The sequence below is a fragment of the Clostridium sp. genome (assembly GCF_018372875.1).
Lineage (GTDB): Bacteria > Bacillota > Clostridia > Clostridiales > Clostridiaceae > Clostridium.
On the sequence record NZ_JAHAIF010000024.1, the window covers coordinates 1 to 18,603 of the forward strand.

Annotated in this window: 21 protein-coding genes; 20 read left to right on the forward strand and 1 reads right to left on the reverse strand. The window is 30.4% G+C overall.

What is annotated here, in order from left to right:
• The first annotated feature begins 538 nt into the window (after positions 1–538).
• From KIB46_RS09220 to KIB46_RS09245, 6 genes are all read left to right on the forward strand, one after another.
• The gene (locus KIB46_RS09220) at positions 539–985 is read left to right on the forward strand and encodes a GNAT family N-acetyltransferase (protein ID WP_291671510.1); all 447 of its coding nucleotides are present in this window, start codon (positions 539–541) and stop codon (positions 983–985) included.
• 118 nt (positions 986–1,103) lie between these two features.
• A complete protein-coding gene (locus tag KIB46_RS09225) occupies positions 1,104–2,813 on the forward strand; it encodes an ABC transporter ATP-binding protein (RefSeq protein ID WP_291671511.1) in 1,710 nt (569 codons plus the stop codon).
• Positions 2,785–3,639, forward strand: a complete 855-nt coding sequence (locus KIB46_RS09230) for an energy-coupling factor transporter transmembrane component T (protein ID WP_291671512.1) — start codon at positions 2,785–2,787, stop codon at positions 3,637–3,639. The genes KIB46_RS09225 and KIB46_RS09230 overlap by 29 nt, the downstream gene beginning before the upstream one ends.
• Before the next feature lie 95 nt (positions 3,640–3,734).
• Positions 3,735–4,628 (forward strand): tetratricopeptide repeat protein, encoded by an 894-nt coding sequence (locus KIB46_RS09235; RefSeq protein WP_291671513.1) that lies wholly within the window; start codon positions 3,735–3,737, stop codon positions 4,626–4,628.
• A gap of 55 nt (positions 4,629–4,683) precedes the next feature.
• Positions 4,684–5,178, forward strand: coding sequence for a flavin reductase (locus tag KIB46_RS09240; protein WP_291671514.1), 495 nt, complete (start codon positions 4,684–4,686; stop codon positions 5,176–5,178).
• 68 nt (positions 5,179–5,246) lie between these two features.
• Positions 5,247–5,660, forward strand: a complete 414-nt coding sequence (locus KIB46_RS09245; protein ID WP_156558727.1) for a DUF3592 domain-containing protein — start codon at positions 5,247–5,249, stop codon at positions 5,658–5,660.
• Between the two features lie 79 nt (positions 5,661–5,739).
• Here the strand turns inward: KIB46_RS09245 and KIB46_RS09250 are convergent, their stop codons facing one another.
• The gene (locus KIB46_RS09250; protein ID WP_291671515.1) at positions 5,740–6,723 is read right to left on the reverse strand and encodes an alpha/beta hydrolase; all 984 of its coding nucleotides are present in this window, start codon (positions 6,721–6,723) and stop codon (positions 5,740–5,742) included.
• Positions 6,724–6,954: 231 nt separating this feature from the next.
• On the opposite strand from KIB46_RS09250, the gene KIB46_RS09255 reads away from it, so the two are divergent.
• From KIB46_RS09255 to KIB46_RS09320, 14 genes are all read left to right on the forward strand, one after another.
• The gene (locus KIB46_RS09255) at positions 6,955–7,407 is read left to right on the forward strand and encodes a MarR family transcriptional regulator (protein WP_156558729.1); all 453 of its coding nucleotides are present in this window, start codon (positions 6,955–6,957) and stop codon (positions 7,405–7,407) included.
• Between the two features lie 10 nt (positions 7,408–7,417).
• The gene (locus tag KIB46_RS09260; RefSeq protein WP_291671516.1) at positions 7,418–8,395 is read left to right on the forward strand and encodes a beta-ketoacyl-ACP synthase III; all 978 of its coding nucleotides are present in this window, start codon (positions 7,418–7,420) and stop codon (positions 8,393–8,395) included.
• 53 nt (positions 8,396–8,448) lie between these two features.
• Positions 8,449–8,673: an acyl carrier protein gene (gene acpP / locus KIB46_RS09265; RefSeq protein WP_027097398.1), complete on the forward strand. Its 225-nt coding sequence runs from the start codon at positions 8,449–8,451 to the stop codon at positions 8,671–8,673.
• A 118-nt stretch (positions 8,674–8,791) separates the two neighbouring features.
• On the forward strand, positions 8,792–9,730 hold the full coding sequence (fabK, locus tag KIB46_RS09270; RefSeq protein ID WP_156558731.1) for an enoyl-[acyl-carrier-protein] reductase FabK: 939 nt from the start codon (positions 8,792–8,794) through the stop codon (positions 9,728–9,730).
• On the forward strand, positions 9,723–10,667 hold the full coding sequence (gene fabD, locus KIB46_RS09275) for an ACP S-malonyltransferase (RefSeq protein WP_291671517.1): 945 nt from the start codon (positions 9,723–9,725) through the stop codon (positions 10,665–10,667). Before fabK ends, fabD begins: the two co-directional genes overlap by 8 nt.
• A gap of 9 nt (positions 10,668–10,676) precedes the next feature.
• Entirely contained in the window at positions 10,677–11,417 is a 741-nt protein-coding gene (gene fabG, locus KIB46_RS09280) for a 3-oxoacyl-[acyl-carrier-protein] reductase (protein WP_291671518.1), read from the forward strand.
• Positions 11,418–11,428: 11 nt separating this feature from the next.
• Positions 11,429–12,664, forward strand: coding sequence for a beta-ketoacyl-ACP synthase II (gene fabF / locus KIB46_RS09285; RefSeq protein ID WP_156558734.1), 1,236 nt, complete (start codon positions 11,429–11,431; stop codon positions 12,662–12,664).
• Positions 12,665–12,682: 18 nt separating this feature from the next.
• Positions 12,683–13,174: an acetyl-CoA carboxylase biotin carboxyl carrier protein gene (gene accB / locus KIB46_RS09290; protein ID WP_291671519.1), complete on the forward strand. Its 492-nt coding sequence runs from the start codon at positions 12,683–12,685 to the stop codon at positions 13,172–13,174.
• 3 nt (positions 13,175–13,177) lie between these two features.
• A complete protein-coding gene (fabZ, locus tag KIB46_RS09295; RefSeq protein WP_049180287.1) occupies positions 13,178–13,600 on the forward strand; it encodes a 3-hydroxyacyl-ACP dehydratase FabZ in 423 nt (140 codons plus the stop codon).
• A gap of 9 nt (positions 13,601–13,609) precedes the next feature.
• Positions 13,610–14,962, forward strand: a complete 1,353-nt coding sequence (locus tag KIB46_RS09300) for an acetyl-CoA carboxylase biotin carboxylase subunit (RefSeq protein ID WP_156558736.1) — start codon at positions 13,610–13,612, stop codon at positions 14,960–14,962.
• Positions 14,955–15,821, forward strand: coding sequence for an acetyl-CoA carboxylase, carboxyltransferase subunit beta (gene accD, locus KIB46_RS09305; protein ID WP_291671520.1), 867 nt, complete (start codon positions 14,955–14,957; stop codon positions 15,819–15,821). The genes KIB46_RS09300 and accD overlap by 8 nt, the downstream gene beginning before the upstream one ends.
• Entirely contained in the window at positions 15,814–16,623 is an 810-nt protein-coding gene (locus KIB46_RS09310; RefSeq protein WP_156558738.1) for an acetyl-CoA carboxylase carboxyltransferase subunit alpha, read from the forward strand. Before accD ends, KIB46_RS09310 begins: the two co-directional genes overlap by 8 nt.
• A gap of 146 nt (positions 16,624–16,769) precedes the next feature.
• On the forward strand, positions 16,770–17,702 hold the full coding sequence (locus KIB46_RS09315) for a DUF4003 family protein (RefSeq protein WP_291671521.1): 933 nt from the start codon (positions 16,770–16,772) through the stop codon (positions 17,700–17,702).
• Positions 17,703–17,733: 31 nt separating this feature from the next.
• Complete coding sequence (locus KIB46_RS09320) at positions 17,734–18,150, forward strand: HutP family protein (protein WP_156558740.1); 417 nt, start codon at positions 17,734–17,736, stop codon at positions 18,148–18,150.
• The last annotated feature ends 453 nt before the right edge of the window (positions 18,151–18,603 follow it).

The window sequence follows — 18,603 nt, forward strand, 5'->3', positions numbered from 1 at the left end:
TCATATTAATATTATACGGAAAGAAGAGAATTCAAATTCATGAATTCTCTTCTTTCTTTTTATCGGATTGTATCAAATTTATTTTGATACAGCCCCTTTCTTTTTTTGTGGTAGGAAAAATATATAAATATAACAATATATAAATATTTAAATGTTGGTAGAGAGGAAGGGTGGTAAAAAGATAAGAAGGTTATCTTTAATTTTTCCCTAATTAGGAGAGTGTATTAAATAGGTTTGAAAAAATAAAACAATAATTGAAGTATATAATAAAATTTCTGAATATGAAGATCTAGTCTTAGAGGACATAAAGATTCATTTAACCCCAAGGTAATATTTAATAATGAAGAATGGGAAATGTTTCATATGTTACAATTAATATATGAATAGGAAAGTAAGAATGTTCATGGTTGTAACTGATATAGAAGACGTATTAGATAATAAATTTTACAAGTCGTTCAATCTTAAGAAATTAGAGGATATGAATATGGTTGGGTATATTAGATAAATTCCCATTTGAAATTTGTAGAGGAGATAATAAATGTTTATAAGAAGATATGAAGAATTAGATTGTAAATATTTAGCGGAATTATTTTATAATACGGTTCATTCTATTAATGCAAAAGATTATAGTTTGGATCAGTTGAATGCATGGGCAACGGGAAGTGTAGATTTAGAGAAATGGAATCAATCTTTATTATCACATTTTTCAGTTGTCGCAGTTGAAAATGAGATTATAGTTGGTTTTGGTGATATAGATTCCACAGGATATCTAGATAGATTGTATGTTCATAAGGATTTTCAAAATCAAGGGATTGCTACTGCAATTTGTGATGAATTGGAATGCAATTTTAACGAGAGCAAAGTAACTACCCATGCTTCAATTACGGCAAGACCCTTTTTTGAGAAACGTGGGTACAAAGTTATTAAGAAACAGAATGTGGAAAGAAGTGGGGTTGTGCTACAAAATTATATTATGGAGAAATAATCAAATTCCAATTTATTTATAAGTATTGCTTTAAAACAAAAATATAATTAAAAATTCTTTTGAAAATATTGTCGAATAGTATATAATATTATAGACAAAATGTACAAAGGAGAATGGAATGAAGAAACCAGTAATAGAGTTCAAAGATTTTAGCTTTCAATATAGAGTTCAAGCTAAACCAACATTGAATAATATTAATTTAACCATATATGAAGGTGAGAAGGTACTTATTGTTGGACCATCTGGTTCTGGAAAGAGTACTATTTCAAATTGTATAAATGGATTAGTACCATTTTTATATGAAGGAGATATAAGTGGAAGTTTAAAGATAAATGGTAAAGAAACAAGGGATATGAGCATAGCAGAAATATCAAATTCAGTTGGAACTGTGCTTCAGGATCCTGATAGTCAATTTATAGGATTAACAGTTGCAGAAGATATAGCTTTTAAGCTAGAAAATAATTGTGTAGATGTAGATAGAATGAAAGAGAAAGTAAAAACAGTTTCTAGAATAGTAGGAATTGATACTCACTTAGATTCATCTCCTCAGCGTTTATCAGGTGGACAAAAGCAAAGAGTTTCTCTTGCAGGGGTAATGGTAGATGAGGTTAATATCTTATTATTTGATGAACCTCTTGCCAGTCTTGATCCTGCTACAGGAAAGAATGCAATAGATCTTATAGATAAAATAAAAAAAGATAGTAATAAAACTATAGTGATTATAGAACATCGTCTTGAGGATGTTTTATATAGAAATGTAGATAGAGTAATAGTAGTTAACAATGGAGAAATAGTAAAGGATACTACGCCAGGTGAACTGTTAGCTACAGAAATTCTAAAAGAATGTGGAATTCGTGAACCTCTTTATATAACAGCATTAAAATATGCAGGTTGTAAACTAGATAAAGATATGAATTTAGAAAATATAGATGAAATTAACTTACATTCCTTAAGTGAAGCTCTTGAATCATGGGCTGATGGAGTAGTTAATGAAGAAGTTAAAGAATCTATAGAACCTTTACTAGAGTTAAAGAATGTTAACTTTGAATACTCTAAAAATAAAAAGGTTTTAAAGGATATTTCTTTTAAAATTAACAAGGGTGAGATGGTAAGCATAGTTGGTAGAAATGGAGCAGGTAAATCAACTATATCTAGACTTATTTGTGGTTTCTATCACCCTACATCAGGAGAAATACTATTTGAAGGAAATAATCTTAAAAATAGTACTATAAAAGAAAGAGCAGAGAAAATAGGTTTAGTAATGCAAAATCCTAATCAAATGATATCTAAAACTATGATATTTGATGAAGTGGCTTTAGGATTACAGATTAGAGGGGTTTCAGAAGATGAAACTAAGAGAAGAGTATATGAAGCTTTGAAAATATGTGGCTTATATGAATTTAGAAATTGGCCTATATCGGCATTAAGCTTTGGGCAAAAGAAGAGAGTAACTATTGCATCTATATTAGTACTAAATCCAGAATTAATAATATTAGATGAGCCTACAGCAGGACAGGATTTTAAGCATTATACAGAAATAATGGAGTTCTTAAAAGAGCTTAATAAAAAAGGTGTAACTATAGTTATGATAACTCATGATATGCATCTTATGCTTGAATATACAGATAGATCTATAGTTTTATCAGATGGGGAGAAGATTGCAGAAGATAAAGCTTTTCGTATCTTAACTGATGATGAGGTTATAGAAAAAGCAAACTTGAAAGAAACATCTCTGTATCAACTTGCTTTAAAAGCAAATTTGGCTGATCCAAGAGATTTTGTAAATAAGTTTATTGACTATGATAGGAGGACTCGAGAAAGTGAATAATGCAATGCTTGAATACACAGATTTAAAGTCACCTATACATAAGTTAACTGGTGCAACTAAGCTTATAGCATTAATAATCTGGGCTATAACAGCAATGGTTACCTACGACACAAGAGTGTTAATATTAATGTTCATATTAAGCATAGTATTCTTTAAAATATCGAAAGTGAAGTTTAAAGAAATTTCATTTGTATTATATTTTATATTGGTATTTTTATTAATCAATAATATAGCTATATTTATATTTTCACCTTATGAAGGGGTTGAAATTTATAAATCAAGGACAGATTTATTTCACCTTGTAGGAAATTATAATGTTACTTTGGAACAACTTTTTTATCAATTTAACGTTACTTTAAAATATTTTTCAATAATTCCAGTGGCATTATTATTTATGGTAGCTACAAATCCAAGTGAATTTGCAGCATCCTTAAATAGGATTGGGGTAAATTATAAAATAGCTTATTCTGTTTCAATTGCATTAAGGTATATACCAGATGTACAAAGAGATTATATGGAGATTTCCTTTGCTCAGCAAGCAAGGGGAATAGATATGTCAAATAAAGAAAAGTTGATAAAGAGGGTAAAGAACATGTCTACTATTCTTATGCCTTTAATCTTCTCTAGTTTAGAGAGAATAGAAACTGTAAGTTGTGCAATGGAACTTAGAGCCTTTGGTAATAAGAAGAAAAGGACATGGTATAGTGGTAGAAAGTTTGAAAAGGGAGATTATATAGCAATTGCTTTTATGATTATACTGTTAATGGTATCCTTAGTAATTACTTTAAATAATCCAGATAAGCGTTTTTTTAATCCTTTTATTTAATAAGGAGTTAAGAGGTTGTTGCAAATATTTAATTATTTTGCAACAACCTCTTTATTGTTGTATATTAAATTATATAAATTTATGGAGGATTTTACATGGAAAATAAGAATTATCTTTTTGATAATTATATAAATATAGCAAGAAACTCTAAAATTGATGGAGATAACTTAAAGGCACTTAAGTTTTATAAGAAAGCTTACAGTCTTCCGATAGGAAGAATGGATATAGATTTACTACTAGATATGGCGCTTTTATATGATGAACTTGGATTTAAGGATTTAGCTGAAAAGAAATATAAAGAAGTTATTGAGATTGATAAAGGAGAAGCTAGTGCCTATTATGGTCTTGGAGTATTGTACGATGAAAATGAAGAATATGAAAAAGCTATTAAGTACTATAAAGAAGCAATAGGGTTAAATCCAAGATATGATAAGGCATATTTTTTCTTAGCCAACATATTAGATGAACTTGGAAAAAAGAAGGAAGCTATAGAAAAGTATAAAAAGGTAATAGAGATAAACCCCAATGAACTTTGGGCATATGCTAATATTGGATGCATTTTAGAAGAGGAAAATAAGAATGAAGAAGCTTTAGGATATCTTAAAAAGGCTTTAGAAATAGATAATAGACAATTTAGAGTATTATTTAATTTAGGCGTAGTACTTAAGAAATTAGGAAATGTAGGAGAGTCTAGAAAATACTATTTTGAATCAATTAAATCAAATCCATTTTATCCCTATAGTTTTTTAAATTTAGCAGTTACATATAAGGAAGAGAAAAACTATAAAAAGGCAATAGAAATATTAAATAAGGGGTTAGAATTTAATGAAGAAGCATTTCTTTATTATAACAGAGGGTGTAATTATATAAATTTAAAGGATTATGAGAATTCTTTGAAGGATGTAAAAAAGAGCATAGAACTTAATTCATTCTTTATAGAATATTCTAAGAAGGATAAAGAATTAGAAGAAATTTGGGATAAGATTTAACTTTGGTAAATATATGATATTATAAGAATAGAAAAAAAGTTGGGGAGGGTTAAAAATGATAAATAAGTTTACAGAAAATCTTGAAAATGTAATGGATAATATTTATTTAGAGGGGGCATTTTTTACAGCTGGAGATAAAGCTAAAGCTAATACTATGACTATAAGCTGGGGAAGCATAGGATACATGTGGAAGAAACCAATGTTTATGGCTTTAATAAGAACTAATAGATACACAAATGAATTTTTAGATTTAGGAGAAACATATACAATTAGTGTTCCGAAAAGAGGAAGTAAAAAGGAGGCACTAACTATCTGTGGTACTAAGTCAGGAAGAGATATAGATAAGGAAAAGGAAGCTAATATTAAATTTATTGATTCAAAATCTGTTAAAACACCAGTAGTAGAAGGCTGTGATAGATATTTTGAATGTAAGATTGTTTATAAGCAAGAAATAGATTTAGAGAATATGGATGAAGATATAGTTAAAGCAGTTTATTCAAAGGATGCAAAGCATGTTCTTTATTTTGGAGAGATAGTGGAAGAATACTAGAATAACATTTATAGAGAGCCTCTCATATTATGTACTAAAAGTATATAAAGGAGGCTCTTTCCATAATTATGTTTATATTATTAGTGGTTGTAAGCCTTATATTGTTATCTGGTGGATTATGGATGTTCTATTCTAAGATAATATTGGAGAAGTATGGAATAAAAACTGTAGGAAGAGTAATTAGAAATGAAAAGTTTATAGAGCATACAGTGGATTCCTTTGACCAAATAATTGAAATTACAGTTTATAGGCCTGTTATAGAATTTGAGACAGAGGATGGATTAAAATTACAAGCAGTATGCGATGAAGGAAGTAATCCACCAATTTATAAAGAGGGAGATTTTATTAATATAGTATATCCATCAAATGACCCAAAAAGTTTTGAGGTTAATGATTATCCAAGTACATTAAAACTACCAATTATATTGATTAGTTTGGCTATTATGTTATTAGTATTTGCTATAGTATTAATAATAATTTAATACTATCAAAAGACTCAGAGTAGAATATCTGAGTCTTTATTTATGTCTAGGAAAGTGTAAATATCTATCCCACCTAATATTACAAAGGTGAATTAAATACAACGAATTTTAAAATGTTCAAGGCTATTTTTTTACCATCTTCAGTAGTAAAATTAGATAAATCATGTCCTAAATAATCAAGAGTTACTAACTCAACATTGTTTCCAAGTTTTTTACTTTCTGTATAGAGCATCTCAGAGTTAGAGTATGGAACTAGGGAATCAACCTTACTATGTATTATCATTGTTTTAGGCAAGCCCTTTTTAAGATAGTTGATAGGGCTATATTTTTTTATTAATTCTTCTTTGTTTTCTATTGAATTAAATACATGTGCTAGATTATAGTCAATATTTGATGGATCTAAAGTTGAAAGGTCTGTTGGACCAAAGCAATCTAGCAGATACTTTACCCTACTTGGGTATTCAGCTAAATCAGGACTATCTATAAAAGCATCATTCTCTGAATAGGCAGCAATTAAGGATAAGTGGGCACCGGCAGATATTCCTATTAATCCAATTTCATTAGTATTTAAATTATAACTATTACTATTTTTGTACACCCATCTTATTGCATCCTTAACATCAGAAATTTGCTTCTTAAAGTCAATGCTATTATGTGACATTTCATAAGATACACTTATGATTGTATAACCTTCTTCTCTGAAAATATCAAGTATAGGGGAGAGTGCTTGAGGAATACTGTCAGTACCATATACCCAACTTCCACCATGTACATAAATAATTACAGGAGAGGCCTTCTTGCTTTCTTTTTTAGATTTATATATATCTAAAGTTAGTGGTTTATTATTTGTAGATTTATAAATTACCTTTTCTGAGTCTGAATCACTCATCCATTTTATATCATTATAGCTTGCTACTGTATCTATTGTTGCAAGAGATTCTTTAGCATTAGAAAATTTACTTACTATATTTATACAAAGAGATATCCTATTTCTAAAGATAAAGCCAGCTGATAGAGTTATTACTAGTAAAATTAAGAAAAAGTATTTAAGAAATTTTTTCATTATGTATCTCTCCTTTATAGTTAGTATCTATTATAAATCATTGACAGAAAATATAAAATTATTATTAATAATGTAAAAAAATAAATATATTATTGACAATATATTTTGAGTATAGTATATTTTGAGTATCAAAATATTTGAGAAATAACAATATTTTGATGCACCAATTGAATTTTAAAAGGAAAGCTATTATTATGTTAATATAGTTAGAAAAATGGAGGAAAATTTTACATGGAAAAAGGAAAAAAGATACTTAATGAACTTTTGGTGCAATTATTTAATGACATTCTTCAAATTGAAGAAAAATCTTTGAAGAATGGTCCACTATCAGATTTATCTGTAACGGAGTTACATACTATTGAAGCTATAGGAATGTATAAAGAAAGAACAATGACTGAAGTTGCACAAGACTTGAAAATTACAGTAGGGACATTAACAACTGCAATTAATAAACTTATAAAAAAAGGATATGTAGACAGAAAAAGAATTGAAGAGGATAGAAGAGTAGTTCTAATTCACTTAACTAAAAAGGGTAAACTAGCATATAGATTACATGAAAAGTTTCACAATGACATGATAAATGAAACAATAAGTGGATTAAAGGAGGATGAAGAAGAAATACTTATTTCTTCATTAGAGAGATTAAATATCTTCTTTAAAGAGAAATATGAGTTGATTGATTAAGGAGAGTATTATGAAGGAAATTAATATTAAAGGTTTTGGGGCGTACGCACCTTCACTTGTTATTACAAATGATGATTTATCTAAAATAGTAGATACAAGTGATGAGTGGATTACTTCTAGAACTGGGATAAAAGAAAGAAGAATCTCAGAGGGAGAAGATACATCTCAGATTTCCATTAAAGCAGCAAAAATGGCACTTGATAGGTCAAAACTTAAAGGTGAAGATATTGATTTAATTGTAGTGGCAACTATAACACCAGATATGTTTACTCCTTCAGTAGCTTGTTTAGTGCAAAAAGAAATAGGAGCAAAAAACGCTATGGCTTTTGATATTAATGCAGCATGTTCTGGATTTATATATGGTATGCAGGTTGCTTATTCAATGATGAAGATTAATAATTTTACCAATGCCTTAGTAATAGGAGCAGAGACGTTATCGAAAATTGTGGATTGGGAAGATAGAAGTACTTGTGTTCTTTTTGGAGATGGTGGAGGAGCTGTTGTTTTATCTAAGGAGGATAAGAATTTTTCAAAGAAATTCTCTTTTTACTCTAAATCTGAGGGGGATAAGGGAGAGTTCTTAACTACCTATGCTTTTGATGTTGTAAATCCTTATATAAAGGAAAAAAACATTAGAAACAAGAAGATTTACATGAATGGTAGAGAAGTTTTTAAATTTGCAACTACTTCAATAGTTAATTCTGTAAAAGAATTAGTTAAAATAAATGAAATAGGTATAGAGGATATAGACTATATCGTATGTCATCAAGCTAATTCTAGAATAATTGATTATTCTGCCAAAAAGCTAGGAATTGGTATAGATAGGTTCTTCATGAATTTAGATAAGTATGGTAATACGTCTTCTGGATCAATTCCTTTAGCATTAAATGAAATGTATGAAAAAGGTTTGCTAAAAGAGGGAATTAAGATAATATTAGTTGGATTTGGTGGTGGGTTGACTTACGGGTCAATTTTGATAGAAATATAATATTTGGTTTCCATTAAATGTTAAAGAGATTATTAAAATTTGGAGGTATTAAAATGATATTTGAAGAAATTAAAAAGGTTATATGTGAACAATTAGAGGTTGAGCCAGAAGAGGTTACAATGGATACTACATTTGAAGATTTAGGGGCAGACTCATTAGATTTATTTCAAGTTGTAATTGAAATTGAAGAAAGATATGGAATTCAGTTAGAAGATGCTGAAAGTATTAAATCTGTTAGAGATGCAGTTGAATATGTAGAAAAGAAAGTAAATAAGTAAAAGTATTATATTAAGTTTTAAATCGGGTTTCATTATAAATATAGGGTGCCCGATTTAATTATATACATAATCATAAAAATGATTGTGTTTTATTTAACAAAGTGAGAAGGGGTTATGTATGAAGAAGAGTAGGGTTTGTCAATTATTAGATATAGAATATCCTATATTTCAAGGTGGGATGGCTTGGATTGCAGATGCATCTTTAGCAGCAGCTGTAAGTGAAGCAGGTGGCCTTGGAATTATTACAGGAACAGCACCAACTGACTGGGTTAGAGATGAAATAAGGAAGGCTAAAAAGCTAACTAATAAGCCCTTTGGTGTAAATATCATGCTTATGGATGTACATGCAGATGAAATAGCTAAAATGGTATGTGAAGAAGGAGTTAAAGTTGTAACAACTGGTGCTGGAAGTCCAGGGAAGTATATGGAGATGTGGAAAGCACATGGAGTAAAAGTTATTCCTGTTGTAGCTTCAGTAGCATTAGCTAAAAGAATGGAAAAGGCAGGGGCAGATGCTATTATAGCAGAGGGAACAGAATCAGGTGGTCATGTTGGACAATTAACAACTATGGCATTAGTACCTCAAGTAGTTGATGCAGTAAATATTCCAGTTTTAGCTGCAGGAGGAATAGGAGATGGAAGAGGTGTTGCAGCTAGCTTTATGCTAGGTGCAGAAGGTGTTCAATTAGGAACAAGATTTTTAGTAGCTAAAGAATGTACAGTACATCAAAATTATAAGAATAGAGTAATTAAAGCAAAGGATATTGATACAGAAGTTACAGGAAGATCTACAGGGCATCCAATAAGAGTTATTAAAAATAAGTTAACTAGAGAATTTATGAAGCTTGAAAAAGAAGGAGCTTCAGTTGAACAGCTGGAGGAACTAGGAAGAGGATGCCTTTCTAAAGCTGTTAAAGGTGATGTGGATTTTGGATCTGTAATGGCAGGCCAAATTTCAGGATTAATAAATAAAGAACAAAGCTGTAAAGAAATTATTGAAGAGATCATGAAGGAAGTTTCAGACATATTCCAAGTTTTTGGAGGTAACAATGAATAGCAAGAAGGTAGCATTTTTATTTTCAGGTCAAGGAGCTCAATACGTTGGAATGGGAAAAGAGTTATATGAAAGTATTCCAGAGTGTAAAGAAATCTTTGATAATGGAGAAAAAATACTAGAAATATCTATTAAAGATTTAATATTTAATGGACCAGAAGAAAAGCTTATGGAAACTGAACTAGCTCAACCTGCAATATTACTTACATCATTAGCAGCATTGAAAGCACTGGAGGTTAATGGTGTTGAAGCAGAATATGCAACAGGACTTTCACTAGGAGAATATGCAGCCTTAATTTATGGTGGAGCTTTATCCTTTGAAGATGGTTTAAAGCTTATTAAAGAGAGAGGAAGAATTATGGGCTCTGCCTTACCTAAGGGGTTAGGTAAAATGGCTGCAATAATGAGATTAGATAATGAGAAAGTTCAGGAACTTTTATATAGAGCAAGTGAATATGGAGTTTGTGAGGTTGCAAATTATAATTGCCCAGGGCAAGTAGCCATAGCAGGCGAAAATGAGGCTATAGATAAGGCTGTTGAAATAGCTCAAGAATTAGGGGGAAGAGCAGTTTTACTTAAGGTAAGTGGACCATTCCATAGTTCATTATTAAAAGAGGCTAGTGAGGAGTTTTATGAAGCTATAAAAAAGGTAGACATTAAAAATGTAAAGAAAACTATTTATTCTAACGTTAAAGGATTGCCCTATGAAGAGGAAGATGATATTAGATTTATTTTAAAAAAGCATATTATGTCATCTGTTTATTTTGAGAATGAAATTGAGGATATGCTTAATAAAGGGGTTAATACATTTGTAGAAGTAGGTCCAGGTAAAGCGTTAAGGGGATTTGTAAAAAAGATAGATAAAAATTCAAGACTACTTAATGTAGAAGATATGAAATCTTTAAATAATACTTTAAATGAGTTAAAAGAATGTAGGTAGGAGGCATAAATGTTAAAGGGAAAATGTGCAGTTGTTACAGGAGCTGCAAAAGGTATTGGCAAAGCTATTGCCTTAAAACTAGCAAGTTCAGGAGTAAATATAGTTTTAAATTATAGAAGTAGCGAAGATAAGGCTATAGAAACAGAAAAAGAAATTTTGAGTTTAGGGGTGGAGGTATTAAGAGTTAAAGGTGATATAAGTAAACTAAATGATGTAGAGAATTTAATAGATTGTGCTAAAAAGAAATTTGGTAAGATTGATATTATGGTTAATAATGCTGGAATTACAAAGGATACATTATTATTAAGAATGAAAGAAGAAGACTTTGATTCTGTAATAAATGTAAATTTAAAAGGTGTATTTAATTGTTTAAAGGCTATAACACCTGTTATGGTAAAGCAAAAAGATGGGAAAATAATTAATCTTTCTTCTGTAGTAGGTTTAGTTGGAAATGCAGGGCAAGTTAATTATGCTGCATCAAAGGCAGGAGTTATTGGAATGACAAAATCTCTTGCAAAGGAAATAGGATCTAGAGGAATAACTGTAAATGCAGTAGCACCAGGTTTTATTGAAACAGATATGACTAATGTACTAGGAGATAAGTTTAAAGAAGAAGCAAAAAAGAGTATTCCTTTAAAAAGATTAGGAAAAGCAGAAGATGTGGCAGAAGTTGTAGCTTTCTTAGCTAGTGATAGTGCTAATTATATAACAGGGCAAGTGATCCATGTTGATGGTGGAATGGTAATGTAGTGGAGGGTGTTATGAGTAGAAAAGTTGTTGTAACTGGAATGGGAGCTATTACTCCTATAGGAAATAATGTTGAAGAGTATTGGAATAGCCTTAAGAATGGAAGAAGCGGTATTGACTATATAAAAAACATTGATACATCAACTATAGATGTAAAAATAGGAGCAGAAGTTAAAGACTTTTATCCGGAAGAGGTTATACCAAAGAAGGAAGTAAGAAGATTAGATAAGTTTTCACAATTTGTACTGTATGCAGCTGATGAGGCCATAAAGTCATCTGGATTAGATATAGAAAATATTAATAGTAAAAGATTTGGAGTATATGTTGGATCAGGAATTGGCGGTTTTATGACTATGGAAAGTGAAACTGAAAAAATAGCTATAGGAAAATCTAAAAGAGTTTCACCGTTTTTTGTACCAATGACTATCATAAATCTTGGAGCAGGTAACATTGCTATAAAATATGGAGCTAAGGGACCATGTACATCAATGGTTACAGCATGTGCAACTGGTAATAATAATATAGGTGAGGCGTTTAGATTAATAAAAGATGGATATGCAGATGTAATGCTTGCAGGGAGTGGAGAAGCTCCAATTACGAAAATGGGGGTTGCTGGATTTGCTAGCATGAAAGCACTAAATTCTAATAATGATATTTCTAGGGCATCCATTCCTTTCGATAAAGATAGAAGTGGTTTTGTAATTGGTGAAGGGGGAGCTGTGTTAGTACTAGAGTCAGAAGAACATGCTGTATCTAGAGGAGCAAAAATCCTAGCTGAGATTGTAGGCTATGGTAGTACTTGTGACGCTTATCACATTACATGCCCACATCCAGAAGGAGAAGGTGCAGCTGATGCTATGATAGAAGCAATTGAAGAAGCTGGAATAGAAAGAAATGAAGTTTCGTATATAAATGCTCATGGTACATCAACACCTTTAAATGATAAGTATGAAACATATGCTATTAAAAGAGTATTTAATGATTATGCATACAATATACCTGTTTCATCAACAAAGTCAATGACAGGACATCTACTAGGGGGAGCTGGTTCTATAGAGGCTGTTGCATGTATTAAGGCACTTCAAGAGGGATTTATACCTCCTACTATAGGGCTAGAAAATGTAGATGAAGAATTAGATTTAGATTATGTACCCAATAAGGGAAGAGAAAAGGAACTGAAATATGTTCTTTCAAATTCTCTAGGTTTTGGAGGCCACAATGCTACTTTACTATTTAAGAAGTGGGAGTAGGGTTTAGGAGGTTTTATTATGAATTTTAAAGAGGTTAAAGAGTTAATTGAGTTAATAAATTCATCGCAATTAGCATACTTTGAGATAGAAACTGATGACGGACATATAAAAATGGATAAATCATTAAATAGAAATATTGTCTCAGAAGAAAAGGATAAAGAGGTTGTTACAAAAGAGTTACCAATTAGTCAAGGGGAATTAAATAATAGTATATCAGTAAATGTTGCTACAGATGGAAGTGAAATAAAGGTAGAAGAAAAGGATGAAGATTTAAAAGTTATTAAGTCTCCAATGGTTGGTACTTTTTATAGTGCTTCATCTCCAGATAGTAAGGCTTTTGTATCTGAAGGAAAAGAAGTTTCTAAGGGTGATGTACTATGTATAATAGAAGCTATGAAACTTATGAATGAAATTGAAAGTGATGTAAATGGAGTAGTAAAAGAGATATTAGTAAGAGATGGCGAAATGGTGGAATATGGGCAACCATTATTTAAGGTAAAGGAGATATAAAAGATGATGGACATAAATGAAATTAGAGAAATTTTACCTCATAGATATCCCTTCCTTTTAGTAGATAGAGTTACTGAAGTGGTTGAAGGTAAAAGTATAAAAGGATATAAAAATGTAACCATAAATGATCAATTTTTTCAAGGACATTTTCCAGAAAAACCTATAATGCCAGGTGTGTTAATATTAGAGGCTCTAGCTCAATTAGGTGCAGTTTCAATATTAAGTATGGATGAATTTAAAGGGAAAATACCTATGTTTGCTGGTGCAGATAAAGTTAAATGGAGAAAGCCAGTAGTACCAGGTGATAGATTAGATTTAAGCTGTGAAATTATTAAGTTAAGAGGACCAATAGGAATAGGAAAGGCAGTAGCTACTGTCGATGGGAAAAAGGTTTGTGAAGCAGAAATAATGTTTGCTATAGGATAGGTGATAAGGATGTTTAAGAAAGTACTTATTGCAAATAGAGGAGAAATAGCTGTTAGAATAATAAGAGCTTGTAGAGAGCTTGGTATTTTAACGGTAGCAGTATATTCAGAAATTGATAAAGAGGCTCTTCATACTCAACTAGCAGATGAAGCAGTATGCATAGGACCAGCATCCGCTAAGGATAGTTATTTAAATATAACTAATATATTAAGTGCATGTGTACTTACAGGTGCAGATGCTATACATCCAGGCTTTGGCTTTTTATCGGAGAACGCTAAATTTGCTAAGATGTGCAAGGAGTGTAATATAAAATTTATAGGTCCTGATTATACTTCAATTGAGTTAATGGGAAATAAGGCTAAGGCAAGAGAAGTAATGAAAGATGCCAATGTACCTGTTGTACCTGGCTTTGAAGGTATTATTGAAAGTGAAGAACATGTTTTCTATATTGCGGAGGAAATAGGTTATCCGGTAATGATAAAAGCATCAGCAGGTGGTGGAGGAAAAGGTATTAGAATAGCCTTCAATGAAAGAGAGTTAAGAAGAGCTTATAATACAGCAAAAGCAGAAGCTAAAGCATGCTTTGGAGATGATAGATTATATATTGAAAAATATGTACAAAATCCAAGACATATAGAATTTCAAATTTTAGCAGATAATTATGGAAATGTAATACATTTAAATGAAAGAGAATGCTCTCTTCAAAGAAAGAATCAAAAAGTACTAGAAGAAGCACCATCAACATTTTTAACTTCAGCTTTAAGAAGTGAGATGGGAGAAATTGCGAAAAGAGCAGCTAAGGCTGTTAATTATAAAAATGTAGGAACAATAGAGTTCTTAGTAGATAAGGATTGTAATTATTACTTCATGGAAATGAACACAAGAATACAAGTAGAGCATCCTATAACAGAAATGATAACAGGGATAGACCTTGTGAAGGAACAATTAAAAATTGCATCAGGATTAGAATTAGAGTTAAATCAAGATGATATTAAAATTAAAGGTCATGCTATAGAATGCAGAATTAATGCAGAAGATCCAGATAGAGATTTTATGCCTTGTCCTGGAAAAATTACAGAATTGTATGTTCCTGGAGGAAGAGGAGTAAGACTAGATTCAGCTATTTACTGTGGTTATAAAATTCCACATTGTTATGATTCAATGTTAGCTAAGCTAATTTCATTTGGTAAAGATAGAGAAGAGGCTATAACAATAATGAAAAGAGCTTTAGGAGAGTTTGGCGTAGGTGGAGTAAAAACAAATGTGGATTTTCAATTTTCTTTATTAGAAATGGATGAAGTTGTTAGAGGGGAGTATGATACCTCTTTCTTAGAAAAAGTGATGGTGAAGAGAAATGCTTAAGGATTTATTTAAGAAAAATAAATACGGAACAGTAAAAAGTGTGAATGTAGAGGTAGAAGAAAAACCTAATATACCATCTGGGATGTGGTTAAAATGTGATAAGTGTGGAAGTATTATTTATAAAGAAGACTTAAAAGCAAACCTTTATGTTTGTAATAGTTGTAATAACCACTTAAGATTAAAAGCAAGAACTAGAATTGATTTTCTGCTTGATAATGGAAGTTTTAAAGAGATGGGAGAAGATATTAAAACAAACAATCCTATTAATTTTCATGGCTATGAAGAAAAACTTCAAAAAAGTAGGGAAAAAACTGATAGTAGTGAAGCAGTTATTACAGGTATTGGTAAAATTAATGGTGTAGCTGTAGCTATAGCTGTCATGGATAGCTATTTTATGATGGGAAGTATGGGAACTGTAGTAGGTGAAAGAATTACATCATTAATTGAATGTGCTACAGAAAGAAAGCTTCCATTAATTATATTTACAACTTCTGGAGGAGCTAGAATGCAGGAGGGTATTTTTTCTTTGATGCAGATGGCTAAAATTAGTGCAGCAATAGGAAAGCATGATGATGCAGGTTTGTTATATATAACAGTACTAACTAATCCAACAACAGGAGGAGTAACTGCAAGTTTTGCTATGGAAGGTGATATTATTTTAAGTGAACCAGGAACATTAGTTGGATTTGCAGGAAGAAGAGTAATTGAAAACACCATTAGAGAAACACTTCCAGATGATTTTCAAAAGTCTGAATTCTTGTTAGAAAAAGGTTTTGTAGATTCTATAGTCAATAGAAAGGATCTTAGAAAGATGCTTTATAAGCTTCTTTTAATGCATGAGGTGAGTAACAATGGCTAGAGATACAATTAAAACCATGTCAGCATGGGATAAGGTAGTAATTGCAAGACATAAGGATAGACCTACAGGAGGGTTTTACATTGAAAATATTTTTAGTGATTTTATAGAACTACATGGAGATAGATATTTTGGAGATGATAATGCAGTAATTGGGGGAATAGGTTTTCTAGAAGGAATTCCTGTTACAATTATTGCAATAACTAAAGGGTCTAACACTAAAGAAAATATAGAAAGAAATTTTGGAATGCCTAAACCAGAAGGTTATAGAAAGGCATTAAGACTAATGAAGGAAGCTGAAAAATTTAATAGAACTGTTATTTGCTTTGTAGATACCCCAGGAGCTTTTTGTGGAGTTGATGCAGAAGAAAGAGGGCAGGGAGAGGCAATTGCAAAGAATTTATTAGAAATGAGTAGACTAAAAACTCCTATTATAACTGTTCTTTTAGGGGAAAGTGGAAGTGGAGGAGCTTTAGCGCTAGCAGTTGCAGATAGAATTATTATGCTAGAGCATTCTATATATTCTATTCTATCACCAGAAGGTTTTGCATCTATTTTGTGGAAGGATGGTAGTAAAGCTAAGGAAGCAGCAGAAGTTATGAAGATAACAGCGCAGGATTTAATAGATTATAATATTGTAGATAAAGTTATTAATGAACCTAATGGAGGTGCTCACAAGAATCCACTTAAAATGGCAGCAGCTATAAAAAGGGAACTTGTAGAAGAGGTATATTCATTAAGATATAAAGATATGAAAGAAATACTAACTAATAGATATGAAAAATTTAGAAAAATGGGAAGATAGTTAAAGAGGATGAGTATTTAATATGCTTATCCTCTTTAATTTATAAGAGATTTATTAATAAAATATTAAAAATATAAAATTCAAATATTATCAAATATATGGTATTATTATAATGAAAATATATAAGAATAAAAAAGGATGATGATATGGACGTTGAGCTGAGGAGTAAGGTAGACTTACTTTCTGATAATTATAATGATATTAGAAAGGCATTAAGGTGGGATGGAAATCTTCTTAATCACTTTGAGGCATTGCTATATGTTAGGACAGATAAAGAGTTTTCTTTAGAGAAAATAAAAGAAGTTAGAAAGTATTTAGATAGTAGAAAACTACCTTATCCTTTTAAAGGGGTATTTAATAAAATCTGCTCTATTATGTTAGATGATAGGGATGATTATGTACAAGTGTTTAATAATACATTATATGTATATGAAAGATTAATCCAAAATGGATTTAAAGGAAATAAGAAAGCTGCTTTTGCATCATTAATGCTTGCAAAAAGGTTTTCTGGTAAAGAATTAGACAATAGAATCAATAGAATAATTGATATAAATAGTAGTCTAAAAGATAATGATTATATAAGTTATGCAAATTTATCATGTACAAATAGAAGTATTTATAGAATAACAAAAGAACTTACAGAAATAGAAAATATATTGAAGGTAACAGGAAGAGAAATTTCTGTAGATATAAAAAGTTTTTCAACATTACTTATGATAGATGAAGATGATGTTGAAACAAAGGTTGAAAAAGCATTAAATATAATATGTAATATAAAATCAGAGCTATTCGAAATCCCAGGTAAGGCATATCCATTATTGGGACTAGCTACTATGTTAGTAGAAGATCCTGAAAGTTTTTGTGTAGAATTAAAGGATATTTATAATTCTTTGAAAAATACTAAGGAATATAGATATTTTATGCATAGAGATTTAAGGATAATAATTTCTTTAGGTTTATTACTAAATAAATATGTTGAGGAGCTAAAGGCTGATTTAATTGATATAAATGTAAGTGATGAAATTAATGTTTTCTTAGCAATAGAAGAATGTACAGTTTTTTCATTATCAGTTATATAAAAAATATTATACTTAGGATGGAGAATATAAAATGGCAAATCAAAATAGTACAGAAGTTGCGAGAATTGCTACCAGAATGGCAATTAGTAATAGAGATGAGGAAGAAATTTTAAAAGAAAGTTATTTTAAGCAAGGCGTAAAGGTTACGGCAGTTAATGTTGGTGGAAATATTAATGAATCAATTCATAAAATTCTTGAAAGAGCCTTAGTGGCATCTAAAAGGAATAACCTAATTAGAGATGAACATCTTCATGAAGGTGCAGTAATAGGTGCAACTAGAGATGCATTAATGCAAGTAAGTAATAGGGCAAATGCACAAAATGTAGGTGGAAAAATAGGTATAGCAAGAAAAGGAGAACATATTTCTGTATGTATTTTTTTAAGCATTGGGTTATTGCATTTAGATGAAGTTGTAATAGGAATAGGGCATAGGTCATTACCTGAATAATAAGATGCTTTTAAAAGAGAGTGCTAGCCACTCTCTTTTTTAATTCTTTAGGAAATTATATTTATTATTAAATGAGGATAACTTTAACTGTTTATTCATATATTAGTTAAATTTCTTCCTAAAGAATAAAATGCTATGCAATATTTTCCATAGGTAAGATTCAGAAGCTCTAATGAGTAAGTTCTATTTACCAAGTTTAAATTTGGTATATCACTTATGAATATAGGTGAAAAAAATCCACGGCTCCACAGTGGCATTGGGGATTTTTTATAATTAAAATAAAATTATATTTAAAAGTAGTGTTCTATATATGTTAAAAACTTAACATGAAAAAACGGGTTAAAACTGTTGACTACAGGGGTTTTAGCCATTATTATAAATATATTGTTAATAGTAATTATTAGGATATATTTTACATTGGTGGAAACGATTTAAAAGTGAATTATTTAATGA